Consider the following 16,442-nt stretch of genomic DNA (forward strand, 5'->3'; position numbering starts at 1 on the left):
CATGGATATATAATAGGGAGTAAGGGTGGGATGATGGAAGTAGGCACTTTAAATAAACGTAGTATCGAAAAATATACCTTAAGCCAATCAAGGGGATAGGAGGATGTGCGTGAATACTTATTGTAAGTTTGAAACGGCGCTGGATATCCTGATCGGGAAATGGAAGCCCGTGATTTTGCTCCGTCTGTTGAACCATGGAACGATGCGGTTCAGCGAGCTTCAGAAGTCGATCCCGGACATCACGAAGAAAATGCTGACCCAACAGTTAAGGGAATTGGAATATCACGATATCGTGCATCGCGAGGTGTATAAGGAGATTCCTCCAAGGGTCGAATATTCCATTACGGACTATGGCCAGCGAATGACTCCATTGCTCCAGGCTATGAATGACTGGGGAGTCAATCACATTGCTCATCTGCAGGAGCTTTATGGGGAAGAGCAGGCAGAGTGACGGGGCAAGGAACTGAAGATTTGGCTGGATCCTGGAGTGTCTGATAAAGAACTGCTGCAGGGTCTGCTGTGCTACGAAGCGGGGGAAAGGTATTCCTATCCGATTTCCAAGGCGGTGGGAAATGTCGAAACCAGGTTGCGGCTTTTAATCATGCTATGTTTCTGGTTGAATCCCAGGCGCTGGAACAAACAAGGGCCTCGGTTCTCATTAGTTGAGAAGAGGCCTCTTTTCTTTGGCTTGCTTGGCACTAATTTAATTTTGAGGAAAATTAATATTTATTGATGCATCATTAGCTGTTTTTTTCCATTCGACATTTGCTTTTAAAGTCTCCGCGATAAATCTGAGGTTTACATAAAAAGTACTGTTGTCTGGATTAAAACTAGGTGCCTGATTCAGAACTTGAACTTTTCCATTGACGTAAGCCTCATTGGAATTATTAATAAGTTTGATTGATGTTCCACCGTTTGTTGCGGATACTGACTTCGTTTTATTATCCCAATTTACAGTCATACCGAACTTTTCAAAAATAGGCCTCATCGGAACTAGAGTGGTTCCACTATTTGTTACGCTTGCGTAAATATCCATTTTCTCATTATTTACGAAGATGGAAGGCTTTTCTCGAGAAGCAAAGGCCGCATTTACCTCAAATATCATGAAAATCGCCATAGTCGAAATTAATAATTTTACCGTAGATTTCATTTTGCAAATCCCCCTTTGATATTTAATAGGCAATAGATATCATGGTATCCATTGCCTATTAAATACGTTTTTTATTAATATAACGAGCTATCTACAACAATTGTTACAGTATTATTGCTGTCAGTGTACGGAATTGAAAAATTACCCGGGAATGCTATACGACGGTAATCGAATAGAACGAAAACAGGAAGCGCCTAAAATGAAACAGCCTTAGTCCGGTGGAGTACCGTACTAAGGCTGCCTGGTTTATTCCTATAGCTGTCTACTTCGATGGGCGGAACACCAGTCCCGACCGTACGCTTGTCATTGCTTAAAGCTTCGTGTTTGCCGTGTTCGCGGCAACTGTCTGTCCGGGAAAGCACTCCATCTCGGTCAAATAGGTCACTTGGGGCTCCAGATCCTTCCTGCGGATCATTTCGATCATCCGGTTAACCGCCAGCTCGCGGCTCGCAGGGGCGACGTAAAAGGTGGTCAGCGGCGGCTTGCTCAGCTTCGCCAGCTCCGAGAAGCCGTAACCGACGAGGCTGACCTCGCCGGGGACCTGCACGCCGTGCTCCTTCAGCCACTGCAGGGCACCGAACTGAATCACCGTATTGACGGCAAATACCGCCGTATAGCCGATATCAAGGACACTCATCCGGGCGCACAGCTCGTAGCCGTCTTCGCCGCTGCTGGCCTGGACCAGCGATTTGTCCACCGGAATGCCGGCTTCCTCCAGCGCCCGGTAGTAGCCGTTCAGGTTTTTCTGATGAATGGGAATATTCAAACTCCCGCTGAAGAAGGCGATCTGCTTATGCCCGAACGAAAGCAGGTGTTTCACGGACTCGTAAGCTCCTTTTTCATGATCCATTACGATGCTGTTCGTGCCTTCACGGGGGATGCCCCCGTAGAAAAGGTAGGGTACCTTGGCTTCGGTAATCAGGTCGATCGCTTTATCGTCCAGATCGCCTGTCACGAAGTAGCCCTCCGCTTCCTTGCTCAGAACCGCCTTGCGCATCTTTTCGAGCCCCTCGGCATCCGCCTGCACGTTCATAAACAGCAGCGAGAAATGGTGGCGGCTTGCCGCCTGCTCAATCGTCGCGAGGTCGTACATGTACCTGGGGTCGTCAGGGGCGCGTCCGTACAAAATAAAGCACAGCTTCGGCGTGACATCCGCCCCGTCGTACCCGAGTTCCCTGGCGGCCTGAAGGATCCTTTGGCGCGTCTTTTCCGAAATCGTGCTGCCCGGCGCGTTATTGAGAACGAGGGAAACCGCAGAGCGGGACACGCCGAGGTACTCGGCAATTTCTTTTTTTGTAACGGACATGCGTATTACACTCTCCTTGTAACCGTGGCGGCGAGACATGGGCTGCCTTGCGGGCTGTTCTTTGCTGTATTATAGCATAGGTCGATTTCCGTTGAAAAAAGTTGCCTATTCCTTCTTGTACCGTTCGTAAGCTTGGTTATAGATGTCCATGTAATCGTCCAGCCCCATTTTTTTGAGCGTGGCCACGTAACTGTCCCATTCGGAGAACGGGGCATCCCCCGTCACGAATTTGGTCGTCATTTCTTCGACATAGGCGCTGATGTCGGTTTCGAGCGAGGTGAAGCGGGCCACTTCGTCCTGTGTATACGTGAACGGAGGCCATACCTCTTCCGGATAGTAAGGCTCGATTTTTTTCGCGGCCTCCAGGTTCGCCGGCGAGCTCTCGCCGCCCTTGAACGTCTTGGCCGTCAGCATGGCCGGATAATATCCGCCGGCCCAGGAAACGTACTTTTTCCCGAATTCGGGATCGGCCTTATATTCGTCGGTATAGTCCACAGAGCCGTCAGGTTTGACGACATAGCTTTTGTCCTTGATGCCCATGAAGAACATCGTGCTGCCTTCCTCGCTGTAGAAGTAATCCGCCCACCGCATCGTAGCTTCCGGGTACTTGTTGCTGCTGGTAATGGCGAAGGCGCCGGCATCCACGAGAGGGGAGCGCGCCCGGGAGAACAGCCGGTCCCCACCCGGGCCGGTCAAGGCGTTTGCGCCCGTATAATCATCTTTATGATCGCCGAACGTATCGGCATTGGTGTACATAAAGGAACCGTACAGGCCGTCCTTACCTTTGGCGAGTACCTCATTTCCTTTGATCGTCAGAATTTCAGGTATAAACAGGTTCTCTTTATACAGCCGGCTCACATACTGCAGAAGCTCCTTGTATTTCGGATCCGCCGGAATAAATCTCAGCTTGCCGCTATCCGGGTCCATATCTACGCGGGGGTGGGTGTTCCCCCGGTTGCCGAGACCCCAGGAGCCCTTCAGCTGATCGAGCAGTCCTCCGACTCCGCTGGCTGCGTACGGAATTTCATCGTTCTTGCCGTTACCGTTCGGATCGCCTGTCTTCACAGCCTTTAGATACTGATAGAACTCTTCAGTCGTCGTCGGCTCCTTCATCCCGAGTGCGCTAAGGAACTTTTTGTTGATCCACAGCTCCGAGCCGATGACGACGGATTTGAAGTCCGGATCATAGAAGGTGGGGAGGGAGTAGATGTTGCCGTCGGGCATCGTCAGTCCCTTCTTGATTTCCGGATGCTTTTCCATCAAAGCCTTGAAGTTGGGGGCGTATTTGTCAATCAGGTCGTTCAGCGGGATCAAGAGTCCTTGGGCACCATAGTTCGCCAGATCGACGCTGGTAAACCTCGCGGTATGGAAGGCGTCGGGCAGGTCCCCGCCCGCCAGCAGCAGGTTGCGTTTTTCCGTCAGGCTGTCCACGGGCGTAAGCTGCCAGTTGACGTTGATGTTCGTCTTTGCCGCATACTCTTTCCAAATCTCTACCTGGTTCCAGTCCGGGGGCGCGCTGGCCGCTTGCCCGGCAAAGAAGTTCAGCGTAATCGGCTGCTGCACGATGGGAAAACCGGTTGCGCTAACGGATGACTCCCCGCTGGTTTCCCCGCCAGGCTTTTCCTCCGCTTGTCCGTTTCCAGAACCCCCACTGCAGCCTGCGATTATCCCGGTCACCATCAAAACTGTGGTCAGCAGCTGTGCACCTTTTTTCCATTTCATACGGATAAGACCTCCCTGAACACATCAAATTTATCGACAAGAGCGGTTTAGCCCTTAATCGCGCCGATCATAATGCCTTTGACGAAGTATTTCTGCAGGAACGGATACAGCAGAAAAATCGGGACGTTGGCGACAACCACCATGGCGTATTTAATGATTTCGGCGTCCAATATTTGCTGATCCTGGCCGATCATGGCGGCCCCGCCCTGAACCATGTTGTCGACTTCCCCCTTGACGAGGATTTCGCGGAGAAACAGCTGAAGCGGGAACTTGCTGCGTTCGGACAAATAAATGAGGGCATTGAAGTAGGAATTCCAGTGCCCGACGCTGTAGAAGAGCACCATAACCGCCAGAATGGGCATCGACAGCGGAAGGACGATCCGCCACAGCGTCTGCAGATTGCCACAGCCGTCGATCGCCGCCGCTTCCTGAAGCTCCGGCGGGATGCTCATTTGAAAGAAGGTGCGCATGATGATGATGTTATAAACCGAAACGGCCCCCGGAAGGATAAGCGCCCAGACGGTATTGATCATATGAAGACTTTTGATGAGCAGGTACGTAGGGATCAGGCCGCCGCTGAAGAACATGGTGAACACGAGGATGGCGGTAATGACGCCGCGTCCGGCAAAGTCCTTTCGGGACAGCGGGTAGGCTGCGGCGGTCGTCATGAACAAATTGATGGCGGTCCCGACCACGGTATAGAGAATCGTATTGCGATAGCCGATCAGCACTTCTTGGTTGTGGAAGATTTTGTTGTACCCGGTAAACGTCAAGTCGACGGGAAACAGCCACATACGGCCCTCGATCACGGCGGAAGGCTCACTGACCGATGCGCTCAGCACATAAATGAGCGGATAGAGCACAAGGATCAGAATGACGGCCAAGGCGGCGTAAATGAATGCGCCCGAAATGCGGTCGCCGATCGTTGGATGATCCACGGTAATCCCTCCTCACCAAAGGCTGGTTTCGTTAAGCCTGCGCGCGGCGGCGTTGACGATCACCAGCAGAATAAAGTTCACCACCGAATTGAATAATCCGACTGCGGCCGAGAAGCTGTACTGGGAACCGAGGATGCCGCTTTGATAAACATAGGTGGCAATAACGTCGGAACTTTCTTTGTTCAGGCTGTTTTGCATCAGGTACACTTTCTCGAAGCCGACTCCCATCAGACTCCCGAGGTTCAGGATCAGCAGGATGACGACCGTCGGCATGATTCCGGGGAGGTTGATATGCCAAATCCGGCGCAGGCGGCTGGCTCCGTCGATGATAGCGGCTTCATGAAGGCCCGGATCAATGCCCGCGAGCGCGGCCAGATAGATGATGGATCCCCAGCCTGCGGACTGCCAGACACCGGAGAGCACATAAACCGTTTTGAACCATTCGGGTTCGGTCAGGAAGGGAATCGGCTCGCCTCCGAACCAGGTAATCAGATGGTTGACGACGCCTTTTTGCGGAGAAAGAAACATCAGAACCATGCCGACCAGCACGACCATGGACAGGAAATGCGGCGCATAGGTGACGGTTTGGACGAATTTACGGAAAGTACGGTGGCGGACTTCGTGAATCATCAGCGCTAGGAGCAGGGGGGCCGGAAAGCCGACGGCCAGCTCGTACAGGCTGATGCCGAGCGTGTTGCGGATGAGGCGCCAGAAGTAATAGCTGTCGAAGAATCGCTGGAAGTGATCGAGCCCGGTCCAGGGACTGTCCCAGATGCCTTTGACGGCGACAAAGTTCTTGAAGGCGATCTGCAGGCCGAACATCGGATAGTAGTGGAAGATGAGCACATACACCAAGACGGGAAGGATGAGCAAATACAAATCCCAGTATTTCCTGAACACTCTCATAAGCGGCGCCTCCAAACATAATTAATAACGCGTTATAAAAATGAGCCTGTTTTTATTCCACATTCTTACGGCACCAGACCTAAAAGTCAAGCGTTTTTTTGAAATTTAACATAGAGATTACAGTAGGAATAAGGGGTTCCAAAAGGATTGACCAGGGGTGTTTGCCGTGTTATATTCTACCTGCCATAATCAGGGAAAATAACGTTCGTTACTAGTGGTGGTGAAGGACGTACAAAAAAATACGGTCGATTGGAGGTGGTTTTTTAACATTAAGACTATCGATACCTGCTGATTATTCCATAACACGTTATGAATGCTTGGATGTTGCGGGTGCATGTTGCCCGCCTGACGCAGGTGGGAGGTGAACCCGCTGAGGAAACAATCATCATGATAGCTTAAGGAGGCTGTTTGGATGAAAAGGAAAGGGATGATGGCGGTATCCGCTGCCATGCTGCTGGTTGGGATGGAACTGGGTACAAGCTGGTGGGGTCCGGCGGCTGTACGGGCCGAGAGCTCTCCGCCATTCGCGGTGTACGTTCCGACGAACATGGATAAAATTCTCCGGGACGATCCTGTGCCGGAGCAGGCGGCGCCTGTACTTAAGATGGCAGCTGCGCGAAACGAATATGAAGGCGGACAGGTGATCGTTCACGCCGGAGATCGGCCGCTCGGCCGCCTGCAGGTCAGTATCAGCGAGCTGAAGCAGGAGGGGGGAGACGCCAAGATCGGCAAGGATCAGATCGAGCTGTTTACGGAGCATTACATACAGGTCACGAAGCCGACGACCGGCGTGTACCCTGCCGGTTGGTATCCCGATGCGCTTATCCCTCTAGACGGGACGCTGCAGGTCGAAGCCGGACGAAATCAGGGGATTTACGTAAAGGTCCATGTACCAAAAGGGCTTCCGGCCGGGAACTACGCGGGAGAGATCACCCTGCATGAGACGGGAAACCCGGTGCGGATTCCGGTCTCGTTTACGGTATGGGATTTCGAATTAACCGACGAAAGCCATGCCGAAACGGCCTTTACCTTATGGGGGGACCAGGTGGCCGCGGCGCACGGAGGAGTCGAAGGGGAGGCTTATTGGAGCTTGCTGGATAAGTATTACTGGGCATCGGTCGAGGAGCGGCTGACCCCCAGCTACCTCCCGGTTCCGACGGGCGATGTGGAGGAATTCGTCCGGAGGGCTGAGCCTTATATCAAGAATCCCAAGGTATCCGCCTACCGGCTGCCGGTGTACACCAATGCAGACGGGTCGCTGGATGTGCGGAAAATCAAAGCCTTGGTCGATCTGCTACGCTCCAAGGGGCTGCTGGACAAAGCCTACTTCTACCCGAGCATGGTGGATGAACCGGGACCGGCGAAGTATCCGCAGGTCGTTAGCATCGCCGAGCAGCTGAAGGAGGCGGCGCCGGACGTGCGCAGCTTCAACACGACCCAGCCGGTCGATGAGCTGGCTGGCAGCGTTCATTCGTGGGTCGCGCTCGTCAATAAATATGATGAGAGCTTTGCGCATCAACTCCAGGCAAGCGGCGACCATGTATGGTGGTATACGAGCGTCGTACCGAAGGATCCGTTCCCGACCTATCATACCGACGACGATCTTCTGGGCAGCCGGCTGCTGTCTTGGGAACAAAAGGATTACGGCGTGGAGGGCACGCTGTACTGGTCGACGACCATTTTTCAGAAATGGAACGGCCAGAAATACGTCCCCCGGGAAGTGTGGACCGATCCGGTCGCTTTTCCTGGAGCGAATGGCGACGGATACCTGTTCTATCCCGGTTATGATCTCGGTATCGACGGCCCGTTACCGACATTGCGTTTGGAAAATCTCCGCGAAGGCGCGGAGGATTACGAGTATTTATGGCGGCTGGAGCAGCTTGTTAAGCAATCGGCCGCATCCTTGGGTCTGGGGGACGAGTTTGATACTCATGACGTTCTCCAGCCGATTTTTGACGAGCTGTATACGAATATGCGGGATTATCCGGAGGAGCCGGAGCGCCTGCTGAAAGTGCGCAAAGAAGTGGCGGGTCTTATCGCGGAACTCGCTCAGGATCCCCAGGGCACCCCGCTGGTCACGGTCCGCAAGCCGGACGAATCGATCCGGACGATTGCCGTATATACGGCCAAGGGAGCGCAGGTGCAGATCGGCGGGGAGTCGATGGAGCCGTCCGAGAACAGCTCGGGTTACGACAGATTCGAGCGGACTTTGACGCTTGAGCCGGGTATGCACGAGGTGGAGATTGCGATAACGAGAGATGGGAAGACGAAGACGGCCGTGCGCAAGCTGCAGGTGGCTGAGAGCTATCCGTACGCAGCACCTTTAAACGAGGCGGATTCGGAAGCCGATGTGTCCCGTTGGACCAAGACGGGCGTAACGCTTCGTCTGACGGATGCATTCTCGACCGGCGGCGGCCAGGGGCTGCAGGCTGACTTTGCCTCGGGCGTGAAATTTCCAAACATCCGCTTGTTTGGCGCCGGAACCGGGTTTAAGTCCGCCGACTGGTCCTCCTATGGCGCGCTGCAGTTTGACGTCCGGAATCCGAATCCTGACCGGACCGCAATCTTCTATGTCAAATTTCATCAGACCAACGGCAGCTCGGACGATACGCATTTCGTCTCGGTGCCGGCGGGACAGACGCGGACCATCACCGTACCGCTGCGGGAAGTGCGGCTGGATTTGACGCAGATGAAAGGCATCGAGCTGTGGATGTTCCAGCTGGAGCAGCCGTTTACGCTTTACTTTGACAGCTTCCGGCTCACCTCGAAAACTCCCGGTGGCACGATGATTCCTGCTTCGGATCAAGGAGCCGGATAATGCGGCTCGGCGTGATCGGCTACGGTTTTCGAATCAGCTTGATGATCCGGGAAATGGAGGCGTTCGCCCCGGGATTGCACGTTGCCGCCGTGACGGATGTCGAACCGGACCAGGTGAGGCACCGGATGGGATCGGTTGCTGCCGCCAAGTGGGCCCCGCGGTTTTATGAGCGGGCTGACGAAATGCTGGAGAGGGAACAGCTCGATGCGGTCCTGATCGGCACCCGCTGCAGCCTGCATGCGGAAATGGCCGTCAAGGTGCTCTCCAGAGGCATTCCGCTCTTTCTGGAAAAGCCGGTAGCCACCCAAATGGCCGAATGGAGCAGTCTCTATGAGGCTGCCTGCCAATCCGCATCCCAGGTGGTCGTCTCGTTCCCGCTGCGAATGTCGGGGATCGTTCAGCTGGTGAAAGAAATCGTCGACTCCGGCAAAATCGGAACGGTGGAACATGTTCAGGCGCTGAACAACGTCCCCTACGGCGGGGTCTATTTCCACGACTGGTACCGCGACGAGCGGGAGACGGGCGGTTTGTTTCTGCAGAAGGCCACGCATGATTTCGACTATATTCATCATATCATCGGCGGGACTCCCGTCCGGATCGGGGCCATGACCTCCAAAAGGGTATTCCGGGGCAACAAGCCGGCCGGCCTGCGCTGCTTCGAATGCGGGGAGGCGTATTGCGCGGAAAGAGTGAGCGCCAAGGAGCCCGGTTCCGACTCCGACATCCAGGATTACTGCTGCTTCGCCCAGGATACAGGCAACGAGGATTCGGGGAGCGCTCTACTCATGTACGACAGCGGAATGCATGTGAGCTATTCGCAGAATTTCTTCGCCCGCCGGGGTGCTGCCCGCCGCGGCGCCCGGTTGCTGGGCTACAAAGGGACGCTCGAGTTCGATTTTTACACACAGACGATTCATGTCGATCTGCATCATACGCCGCAGGTCGAGACCTACCGGCTTGAGGCGAAAGGGCGACATTTTGGCGGGGACGCCGCGATTGCCGGCCACTTCGTCGAGCGCTTGACTGGCCGAGCTGCGGCGGGCCCGGATCTCGAAGCCGGCCTGCGGAGCGCGCTGATCTGCCTGAAGGCGAGGGAGTCGGCCGAGGCGAACGCCTTTCAAGAGATCGAGCCGGTCATCGTCGCGGCGAACGAAGAACCGGCACCTTCATAATGCCAAAACGGATGGCCCGGGATTCCCCGGAACCATCCGTTTCTTTTTGCCCGTGCACGACCCGTTACTGCGATTTGTATTGGCTGATATAATCCTGCAGGTTGGCGATGTATTGGCCGATCACCGGCATATCGACAAACAAGCTGAGCAAGTATCCGAGCAGGCCAAGCACTACAAAGGTTCCAAGGGATAGGCCAAGACCTCGGGACAAGCCTGCCGTAAAGTTGGTGATCAGCCGCTTCTTGGTGTTCGTGTAGTTCTCGATCATATCCTGAAGTTCGGATCGATCTAATGAATCGGCAATCTGGTCAAGCCGGTTATTCAGCCGCTTCACTTCGTGCCGCAGTTCAAAAGGATGTTCATCCACGTCATAAGGATTGGCTTTGCTCATCAGTATCCCCTCCTTTTTCAGTCGGTATTTCGGCCTTGACGATCACGGACCCATGCATGAAAATAGCCAGCTGGTCAGCTGGCTATCGGGTGAATCGGCAGCTTAGTAAGAAGTCTTATTAAGCTCCCGGCGGATATCGCTGGATGCATCGGTTGATTTGTCCATGACATCCTTCGAAGCGCTTTTGACATCGCCTGCAACGTCGCCGGATGCACTCTTCACGTCATCCGCCACGTCGGCCGAAGCCTGCTTGACGCTTTCCATGATCGTATTTTTGCTTTCATTGACGGATTTGGCGAGATCGCTCGTCTTGGACGATACCGATTTGGCCAAATCCGTTGCCTTTTCCGACACGACGGAAGCGACCTCTTTCGTCTTGTCGGTAACGACGCTCAGCTTGTCGGAGAGATCTCCGCGCAGTTCGCGTCCCGTCTTGGGCGCAAACAGCAGCGCTGCGGCCGCCCCGAGCAAACCTCCGATAAATACGCCCTTGAAGAACGTGCTTCCGCTTTGAACTGGATATTCCGTCTCTTCTTTATTCATGCCAATCACTCCTTATTAATTGTTGGTTTATATGAATTTAGGTGGTACGCGAGAACAAGCGGCTGATCAGGCCAAGGATAAAGACGAAGATCGCCGTCCCAAGAATCGCCGGTATAACGGCGAAGTTGCCGATGACAGGACCCCAGTCGCCGAACAGCCAAGCTCCAACCCATGCGCCAACAAAGCCAGCGATCATGGCACCGATCACGCCTCCCGGCATGTTGTGTCCCGCGATGGCATCACCGATAATTCCGATAATGATGGCCATAACGATACTGATGATAATTCCCCACATGACGATCGCCTCCTTTTTATAAGGTTTGATGAAGAATTCCGCTGAATGCGTTCTAACCTGCTGTAACAATGCGTCGATCTTACTTCGTATATAAACGAGGAGATATGGAGTGAAACAACAGGCGTGAAAAAGGAAGATATTCAGCGAAATGTGGAGAATTATTTTGCAGACATGGGATATTATTAAGGATTTGGCCATTTAAGTGGCTTTACAAATATCGTGGAGTGCACACTATTCTCCCGGCAGGGAATGAGCCTGTAGACAATCAACTTTATTATGCTTTGAATAAGTTGTATCATAGGTAGGCAACAAGAAAAGGAGAGAGGCTGTATGGACGCTTTATTGGTGAAAGAATATCGGGCCGGAATCGTGGAAAGTACCCATTATGGACATATATGTATCGTAAATGATCGATGCGAGGTGTACGCATCGGCGGGAGATCCCCATTTTGTCACCTTTACGCGCTCCGCGGCCAAACCGCTGCAGGCCATCCCCGGGATTCGGGCGGGGATCGCGGATTATTACGGGCTGACGGAGGAGGAAATCGCCATTATGGCTGCTTCCCATCTGGCAGAACCCCGGCATATCGAAGTACTGGAGAGCATTCAGCGGAAAATCGGGGTGAACGAGGAGCAGATGGTCTGCGCGCCGACATACCCTCTAAGCGAGGACAGCAAGGAGCACACCATCCGGGAACAAGGCCACAAGCGGCGCCTGTACCACAATTGTTCCGGAAAGCACTTGGGGGTTTTGGGTTACAGCCGGATGCGGCATAACCCGGAGGAGACGTATGCCGAACCGGATCATCCCGCGCAGCGGGAAATTCTGGACGTGGTCGCGATGATGAGCGGTCTGGAAGCGGAACGGATTGGGCTGGGAACGGATGGCTGCGGCTTTCCGGTATTTGCGCTGCCGTTGTCCGCGATGGCGAGCGCCTATGTGAAGCTGGCCTGTCCGGACCTCATTACGGACGAACCGACGCGGACGGCCGTACGGACGATTACAGCGGCCATGAACCATTATCCCGCCATGGTTGGCGGAACCCACCGGGTGGACACGTTCATTTTGGATGACACGAACATTGTTGCCAAAGGCGGCTTCAAGGGTGTGTATTGTTTCGGTCTGAAAAAGGAGCGGCTTGGCATCGCGCTGAAAATATTGGACGGATCGGAAGAGGAATGGGGCTGGGTGGTTGAATCGATCCTGCAGCAGATCGGATATGATAACCGCCGTCTTTTGGAGGGCCTGCGTTCCGAATTTACCAAAGATATATACAATGATGCCGGCCGGAAGGTGGGGCACGCCGAAACCGTATTTACACTGGAGCGATCCCGCTAGAGGCAGATGTTTGGCCGATATATAGTAACAAATAATGTCCTTCGGAAGGAATCTTTGGCCCCCGCTGCCGCGCAGCGAGGGGCTTTTTTCGTATCTATGCTTTCTTTGGCGAAAGAAGGGGAGCGGATTGATTAGTCCCCCGAAGTTGGGGGTAAGAATTACATATTCCAATAACACATGCAGTTCATGGAGGTGGATGTAAATGATTAAAGTAGTGACTTCAGCGGAGCGCCATACGTCGGAACGGGGATGGATCCACAGCGAATTCAGCTTTTCGTTTGCCGATTATGATGATCCGAGCAATGCGCATTTTGGCTGCCTCTTGGCCCATAACGACAATCAGCTAAGTCCGAAACAAGGCTTTAAGAAACATCCTCATCATGATTTGGAAATTGTCAGCTACGTCATATCCGGCACGCTTGAACATAATGACGACATGGGAAATCAGGTTCAGCTTCCGGCAGGAACCGTTCAAGCGATGAGCGCCGGGTCCGGCATCATGCACTCCGAAACCAATCCGTCGGAAGAAGAGTCGGTCCGCTTTCTGCAAATGTGGTTCCTGCCGTCCACACCGGGTCACAGGCCCGCATGGAAAGCGCACCCTTTCACAAGGGAGGAAAGGCTTAACAAGCTGGTACCGCTCGTCAGTGGCTCGGCGGAGGGATTGCCGAAGTCCGCGGATGCACTTCAGATCCATGCCGACGTATCCGTCTGTTTTCCGATCTTGGAGACCGGACAGGAAATCGTGTTCCCGCAGAAAGAAGAACGCAGGACGTTTCTGTTCCTGATTTCGGGCAACCTGGAAATTGGCTGCGACGACGGAACGTTCCAGCTCGAGCCCGGCGATTCGGCCAGAGTGAGAAAATCATGCGATCTTCATATTAAAGGAACGAGCAGTGAAGGAGAGTCTGAATTTGTACTGGTGGATATACCTTAATTGGCGTCCCTTGACGGAAAAGCCCCCGGATGTTCCGGGAATCGACTGATTGCAGCGGTTCCGGACATCAGGGGGCTTTCGAAATGTAAAGGGGTGCCTTACGCTTTACGCAGGCGTCCCAGCTCCGAGACTAATGCTTCCACCTCGGAAATGCTCAAATTGTCCTTGGACATGACCAGGTCATAGACGTCCTGGATGTCTTCGTACCGGTCGACGGAGAAAGCCGATGCATTCATGGCTGCGCCGCTGGCCATTCTCAGCTTCGATTTAATACCTTCAATCATATACTCTATATTTTCAGGTGTTTTTTGGGATAAATCCATGTCAAGCGCCCATCCTTTCCTGTGCCTAAGCTTGTGTTCTATTGTAGCATGTCTTAACGCCCGTTACCTGCTTTTTTCGGCCCATCCAGCAGGCCCTGTTTTTCAACCGAATGATTTTGCAGTAAAATCAATCTATCGAGCCAAGAATGAAAGAAGCAGGGAGGAGGCTGGACATGTCATTTCAAGATCCCCATCACATCCGCGGCACCAAGCGCAGCAAGCAGATGAATGCGCAGGGATTGATCGCATTTTTCAGGCAGATTCATGAACGCCACCAACTAGATAAAATTACCTTTGTATGTATCGGCACGGATCGGTCCACGGGGGATGCCCTCGGACCGCTCACGGGAAGCGAGCTCGTCCTAAGCGGGGTACCGAATGTCATCGGCACGCTGTTCTCTCCTTGCGACGCACACAATTTGGAAACGGCCATTGCGGGGATTCCGGCGGACCATATCGTCGTGGCGGTGGACGCCTGTCTGGGGCATCCGGCTTCGGTTGGAAGCTATTTGCTGTCGGACGAGCCACTGCTCCCCGCCAAATCGGTGGGCCGTATGCTGCCGGCCGTCGGGCATTACAGCGTGGCGGCGGTCGTTAATGTCAACGGTCCGCGGCCGTACTCGACACTGCAGATGACCTCGCTGTACCAGGTCATGTCGATGGCCGGCCAGATCGCGTCTGCCGCTGTGGAAGGCTTCGGGCTCGGCGGAGCCGAGACAGAGGCCCGTTTCAAGTTATGGCCTTTGGCTTAATAATATACATAATTATATAGATTGAACTAAAGCTTGTTTATCGTCATCACCTCATACGGAGCAACTTCGGTATGAAAAGAGAATTCATCTTTAGTTCATTCTATATATATGCTTCATTTCTGCAATCCTATTACGATGAAACCGGTGAAATTCAAGCTGATATAGAAAGAAGGATGTCATCATGGAAAAATTGATTTGTGACGGTCATACCCTTTGTTACACCGATCATGGCCAAGGAGAGCCGATTGTGCTGCTCCACGGCTTCTGCGGAAGTTCCGAATACTGGGATTATTTGGTTCCGTTATTGTCGGGCAGCCATCGGTGCATCTCGGTCGATCTGCGTGGCCATGGGCACTCGGATGCCCCGCTCGGTGCCTATTCGCTGGAGCAGATGGCCGATGACGTCCTGAAGCTGCTGGACGAGCTGGACCTGTCGAAGGTGACGCTGCTCGGCCACTCGATGGGCGGGTATGTGACGCTATCCTTTGCGCAGCGTTACGCATCGCGGCTGAACGGATTCGGCCTCATCCATTCGATGGGCTATCCGGATACCGAGGAAGGCAAGGAGAAGCGCCTGAAGGCAGTCAGCACGATCCAATCGGAAGGCGTTACCGCATTTATCGACGGGCTGATCCCCGGGCTGTTTGCACCCGATGCAGACCAGACTCATCCCGAGCTCATCCAACGGGCCAAGGAAATCGGTTATTTGACACCGCCGCAGGGAGCGGCTGGGGCCGCCCTCGCCATGCGGGAGCGCCCGGACCGGCGGGACGTTATGTCGGCGACGGTGCTGCCGCTGCTGCTGGTTGCCGGAGAATATGACAGCGTCGCGCCGCCGGAGAAGGTGTTCACGGTGGATAAGCCGAACGTGACCCAGGCTGTGATCCAAGGGGCAGGCCATATGAGTATGATGGAAGCCCCGGAGGAGCTGGCGCGGGTGATCCTTCAATATATGCAGCAGATGAAAAACGCATAAATCCGTAACGCTCGACCGGAAGCCGAACGCAGGCTTCCGGCTTTTTCTTTTTCCCGGATCTTTCCTACACGAATCCCAGCCCGATCAACCCTTTCCCGGCGAATCCCGCAAGAACTGGCTTTGACCTCCCGAATGCCTTACAATCAAAGGGAAGCTGACAAGCTGATCTGAAGGAAGGACGGAGGACGATCCATGTTCCGCAAAGATTACCTCGTACAGATGGTTGAAGATATGGTCGAAATGGTTGGTAAAGTGTTCGGTTTGAAGCAGCAGAAGAAGTATGCCGAAGCCCTGTGGGAAATCGACGATCTGCTCAGCAAGAACTTCCGTCTCAATACCCGTCTGTTAAATTCCTTATCTGTAGAAGATATTATTGATATGTTTCGATTGGGCGGCGGCGTGGAGGCCGACAAGCTGCAGACCGTAGCCCGGCTCCTGCAGGAGGAAGGCGGCGTGTACAAAGACAAGGGAGAAAAGGATGAAGCGCTCAGACGTTTCATGAAGTCGCTCCACCTCTATATATACGCCGACCTGAACGGGGCCCAGCGCTCCATGCTGCAGCTGCAGGACCGCGTGGCGGAGCTGAAAGACGAAGTGAAGGGATACCTTCTTCCGGTCAAGACCGAGAAGGTTCTGCTGTCCTACGAGGAGAAGGAAGGCCGGTTCGACGAGGCCGAGAACGTGCTCTTCCGGCTGCTGGATCAACAGGAGATCACCGAGGAAGAAGGCGTTACCTTCTATGAAAGGCTGCTTGAACGGGACGACGAAGCCCTGAATCAGGGAGGGCTCCCGCGCAGCGAAGTGCTGGAAGGCATGGAGACGCTGCGGCGCAGAATCAATGCGTAAAGCGAGCCTTATCTTAAGTTGAAAGCGAG

17 protein-coding genes are annotated in these 16,442 nt (G+C 53.8%); 8 read left to right on the forward strand and 9 right to left on the reverse strand.

Going from position 1 to position 16,442, the window contains the following annotated elements; all coding sequences use genetic code 11:
- The first annotated feature begins 109 nt into the window (after window positions 1-109).
- A complete protein-coding gene (locus CJP46_RS33495; protein WP_094599949.1) occupies window positions 110-451 on the forward strand; it encodes a winged helix-turn-helix transcriptional regulator in 342 nt (113 codons plus the stop codon).
- 252 nt (window positions 452-703) lie between these two features.
- On the opposite strand, the gene CJP46_RS33500 is transcribed toward CJP46_RS33495, so the two are convergent.
- From CJP46_RS33500 to CJP46_RS33520, 5 genes are all read right to left on the reverse strand, one after another.
- Entirely contained in the window at window positions 704-1,150 is a 447-nt protein-coding gene (locus tag CJP46_RS33500) for a copper amine oxidase N-terminal domain-containing protein (protein ID WP_094599950.1), read from the reverse strand.
- Between the two features lie 310 nt (window positions 1,151-1,460).
- Entirely contained in the window at window positions 1,461-2,456 is a 996-nt protein-coding gene (locus tag CJP46_RS33505) for a LacI family DNA-binding transcriptional regulator (RefSeq protein ID WP_179281438.1), read from the reverse strand.
- A 105-nt stretch (window positions 2,457-2,561) separates the two neighbouring features.
- Window positions 2,562-4,178: a type 2 periplasmic-binding domain-containing protein gene (locus tag CJP46_RS33510; RefSeq protein WP_094599952.1), complete on the reverse strand. Its 1,617-nt coding sequence runs from the start codon at window positions 4,176-4,178 to the stop codon at window positions 2,562-2,564.
- 47 nt (window positions 4,179-4,225) lie between these two features.
- Window positions 4,226-5,116 (reverse strand): carbohydrate ABC transporter permease, encoded by an 891-nt coding sequence (locus tag CJP46_RS33515; protein ID WP_094599953.1) that lies wholly within the window; start codon window positions 5,114-5,116, stop codon window positions 4,226-4,228.
- A gap of 12 nt (window positions 5,117-5,128) precedes the next feature.
- Complete coding sequence (locus CJP46_RS33520; protein WP_094599954.1) at window positions 5,129-6,022, reverse strand: ABC transporter permease; 894 nt, start codon at window positions 6,020-6,022, stop codon at window positions 5,129-5,131.
- Between the two features lie 412 nt (window positions 6,023-6,434).
- Between CJP46_RS33520 and CJP46_RS33525 the strand changes: the two genes are divergently transcribed.
- Both CJP46_RS33525 and CJP46_RS33530 read left to right on the forward strand, forming a co-directional pair.
- Entirely contained in the window at window positions 6,435-8,840 is a 2,406-nt protein-coding gene (locus CJP46_RS33525; RefSeq protein ID WP_094599955.1) for a DUF4091 domain-containing protein, read from the forward strand.
- On the forward strand, window positions 8,840-10,012 hold the full coding sequence (locus tag CJP46_RS33530; RefSeq protein WP_094599956.1) for a Gfo/Idh/MocA family protein: 1,173 nt from the start codon (window positions 8,840-8,842) through the stop codon (window positions 10,010-10,012). Before CJP46_RS33525 ends, CJP46_RS33530 begins: the two co-directional genes overlap by 1 nt.
- Before the next feature lie 64 nt (window positions 10,013-10,076).
- Here the strand turns inward: CJP46_RS33530 and CJP46_RS33535 are convergent, their stop codons facing one another.
- From CJP46_RS33535 to CJP46_RS33545, 3 genes are all read right to left on the reverse strand, one after another.
- On the reverse strand, window positions 10,077-10,403 hold the full coding sequence (locus CJP46_RS33535; RefSeq protein ID WP_094599957.1) for a DUF5665 domain-containing protein: 327 nt from the start codon (window positions 10,401-10,403) through the stop codon (window positions 10,077-10,079).
- A 102-nt stretch (window positions 10,404-10,505) separates the two neighbouring features.
- Complete coding sequence (locus CJP46_RS33540) at window positions 10,506-10,946, reverse strand: YtxH domain-containing protein (RefSeq protein WP_094599958.1); 441 nt, start codon at window positions 10,944-10,946, stop codon at window positions 10,506-10,508.
- Window positions 10,947-10,983: 37 nt separating this feature from the next.
- Entirely contained in the window at window positions 10,984-11,241 is a 258-nt protein-coding gene (locus CJP46_RS33545; protein ID WP_076176073.1) for a GlsB/YeaQ/YmgE family stress response membrane protein, read from the reverse strand.
- 330 nt (window positions 11,242-11,571) lie between these two features.
- Here CJP46_RS33545 and CJP46_RS33550 point away from each other — a divergent pair, with 330 nt between their 5' ends.
- Window positions 11,572-12,579, forward strand: coding sequence for an asparaginase (locus CJP46_RS33550; RefSeq protein WP_094599959.1), 1,008 nt, complete (start codon window positions 11,572-11,574; stop codon window positions 12,577-12,579).
- Window positions 12,580-12,781: 202 nt separating this feature from the next.
- The gene (locus CJP46_RS33555; protein ID WP_094599960.1) at window positions 12,782-13,516 is read left to right on the forward strand and encodes a pirin family protein; all 735 of its coding nucleotides are present in this window, start codon (window positions 12,782-12,784) and stop codon (window positions 13,514-13,516) included.
- A gap of 98 nt (window positions 13,517-13,614) precedes the next feature.
- Here CJP46_RS33555 and CJP46_RS33560 read toward each other — a convergent pair whose 3' ends face one another.
- Window positions 13,615-13,839 (reverse strand): DUF1128 domain-containing protein, encoded by a 225-nt coding sequence (locus CJP46_RS33560; protein WP_094599961.1) that lies wholly within the window; start codon window positions 13,837-13,839, stop codon window positions 13,615-13,617.
- A gap of 173 nt (window positions 13,840-14,012) precedes the next feature.
- Here CJP46_RS33560 and yyaC point away from each other — a divergent pair, with 173 nt between their 5' ends.
- The 3 genes from yyaC to CJP46_RS33575 all read left to right on the forward strand — a co-directional run bounded on the left by yyaC (window position 14,013) and on the right by CJP46_RS33575 (window position 16,413).
- Window positions 14,013-14,591, forward strand: coding sequence for a spore protease YyaC (gene yyaC / locus CJP46_RS33565; RefSeq protein ID WP_094599962.1), 579 nt, complete (start codon window positions 14,013-14,015; stop codon window positions 14,589-14,591).
- 181 nt (window positions 14,592-14,772) lie between these two features.
- The gene (locus CJP46_RS33570) at window positions 14,773-15,567 is read left to right on the forward strand and encodes an alpha/beta fold hydrolase (protein ID WP_094599963.1); all 795 of its coding nucleotides are present in this window, start codon (window positions 14,773-14,775) and stop codon (window positions 15,565-15,567) included.
- Window positions 15,568-15,759: 192 nt separating this feature from the next.
- On the forward strand, window positions 15,760-16,413 hold the full coding sequence (locus CJP46_RS33575) for a DUF6483 family protein (protein ID WP_094599964.1): 654 nt from the start codon (window positions 15,760-15,762) through the stop codon (window positions 16,411-16,413).
- Window positions 16,414-16,442 lie beyond the last annotated feature (29 nt).

The organism is Paenibacillus sp. XY044 (genome assembly GCF_002257645.1).
Classification (GTDB): Bacteria; Bacillota; Bacilli; order Paenibacillales; family Paenibacillaceae; genus Paenibacillus_AQ.

Excerpts from the sequence above, each read along its gene's own strand:
- CJP46_RS33500 (WP_094599950.1), bottom strand. The coding sequence starts at position 1,150 with ATGAAATCTACGGTAAAATTATTAATTTCGACTATGGCGATTTTCATG.
- CJP46_RS33505 (WP_179281438.1), bottom strand. The coding sequence starts at position 2,456 with ATGTCCGTTACAAAAAAAGAAATTGCCGAGTACCTCGGCGTGTCCCGC.
- CJP46_RS33510 (WP_094599952.1), bottom strand. The coding sequence starts at position 4,178 with ATGAAATGGAAAAAAGGTGCACAGCTGCTGACCACAGTTTTGATGGTG.
- CJP46_RS33520 (WP_094599954.1), bottom strand. The coding sequence starts at position 6,022 with ATGAGAGTGTTCAGGAAATACTGGGATTTGTATTTGCTCATCCTTCCC.
- CJP46_RS33525 (WP_094599955.1), top strand. The coding sequence starts at position 6,435 with ATGAAAAGGAAAGGGATGATGGCGGTATCCGCTGCCATGCTGCTGGTT.
- CJP46_RS33530 (WP_094599956.1), top strand. The coding sequence starts at position 8,840 with ATGCGGCTCGGCGTGATCGGCTACGGTTTTCGAATCAGCTTGATGATC.
- CJP46_RS33535 (WP_094599957.1), bottom strand. The coding sequence starts at position 10,403 with ATGAGCAAAGCCAATCCTTATGACGTGGATGAACATCCTTTTGAACTG.
- CJP46_RS33540 (WP_094599958.1), bottom strand. The coding sequence starts at position 10,946 with ATGAATAAAGAAGAGACGGAATATCCAGTTCAAAGCGGAAGCACGTTC.
- CJP46_RS33545 (WP_076176073.1), bottom strand. The coding sequence starts at position 11,241 with ATGTGGGGAATTATCATCAGTATCGTTATGGCCATCATTATCGGAATT.
- CJP46_RS33550 (WP_094599959.1), top strand. The coding sequence starts at position 11,572 with ATGGACGCTTTATTGGTGAAAGAATATCGGGCCGGAATCGTGGAAAGT.
- CJP46_RS33555 (WP_094599960.1), top strand. The coding sequence starts at position 12,782 with ATGATTAAAGTAGTGACTTCAGCGGAGCGCCATACGTCGGAACGGGGA.
- CJP46_RS33560 (WP_094599961.1), bottom strand. The coding sequence starts at position 13,839 with ATGGATTTATCCCAAAAAACACCTGAAAATATAGAGTATATGATTGAA.
- yyaC (WP_094599962.1), top strand. The coding sequence starts at position 14,013 with ATGTCATTTCAAGATCCCCATCACATCCGCGGCACCAAGCGCAGCAAG.
- CJP46_RS33570 (WP_094599963.1), top strand. The coding sequence starts at position 14,773 with ATGGAAAAATTGATTTGTGACGGTCATACCCTTTGTTACACCGATCAT.
- CJP46_RS33575 (WP_094599964.1), top strand. The coding sequence starts at position 15,760 with ATGTTCCGCAAAGATTACCTCGTACAGATGGTTGAAGATATGGTCGAA.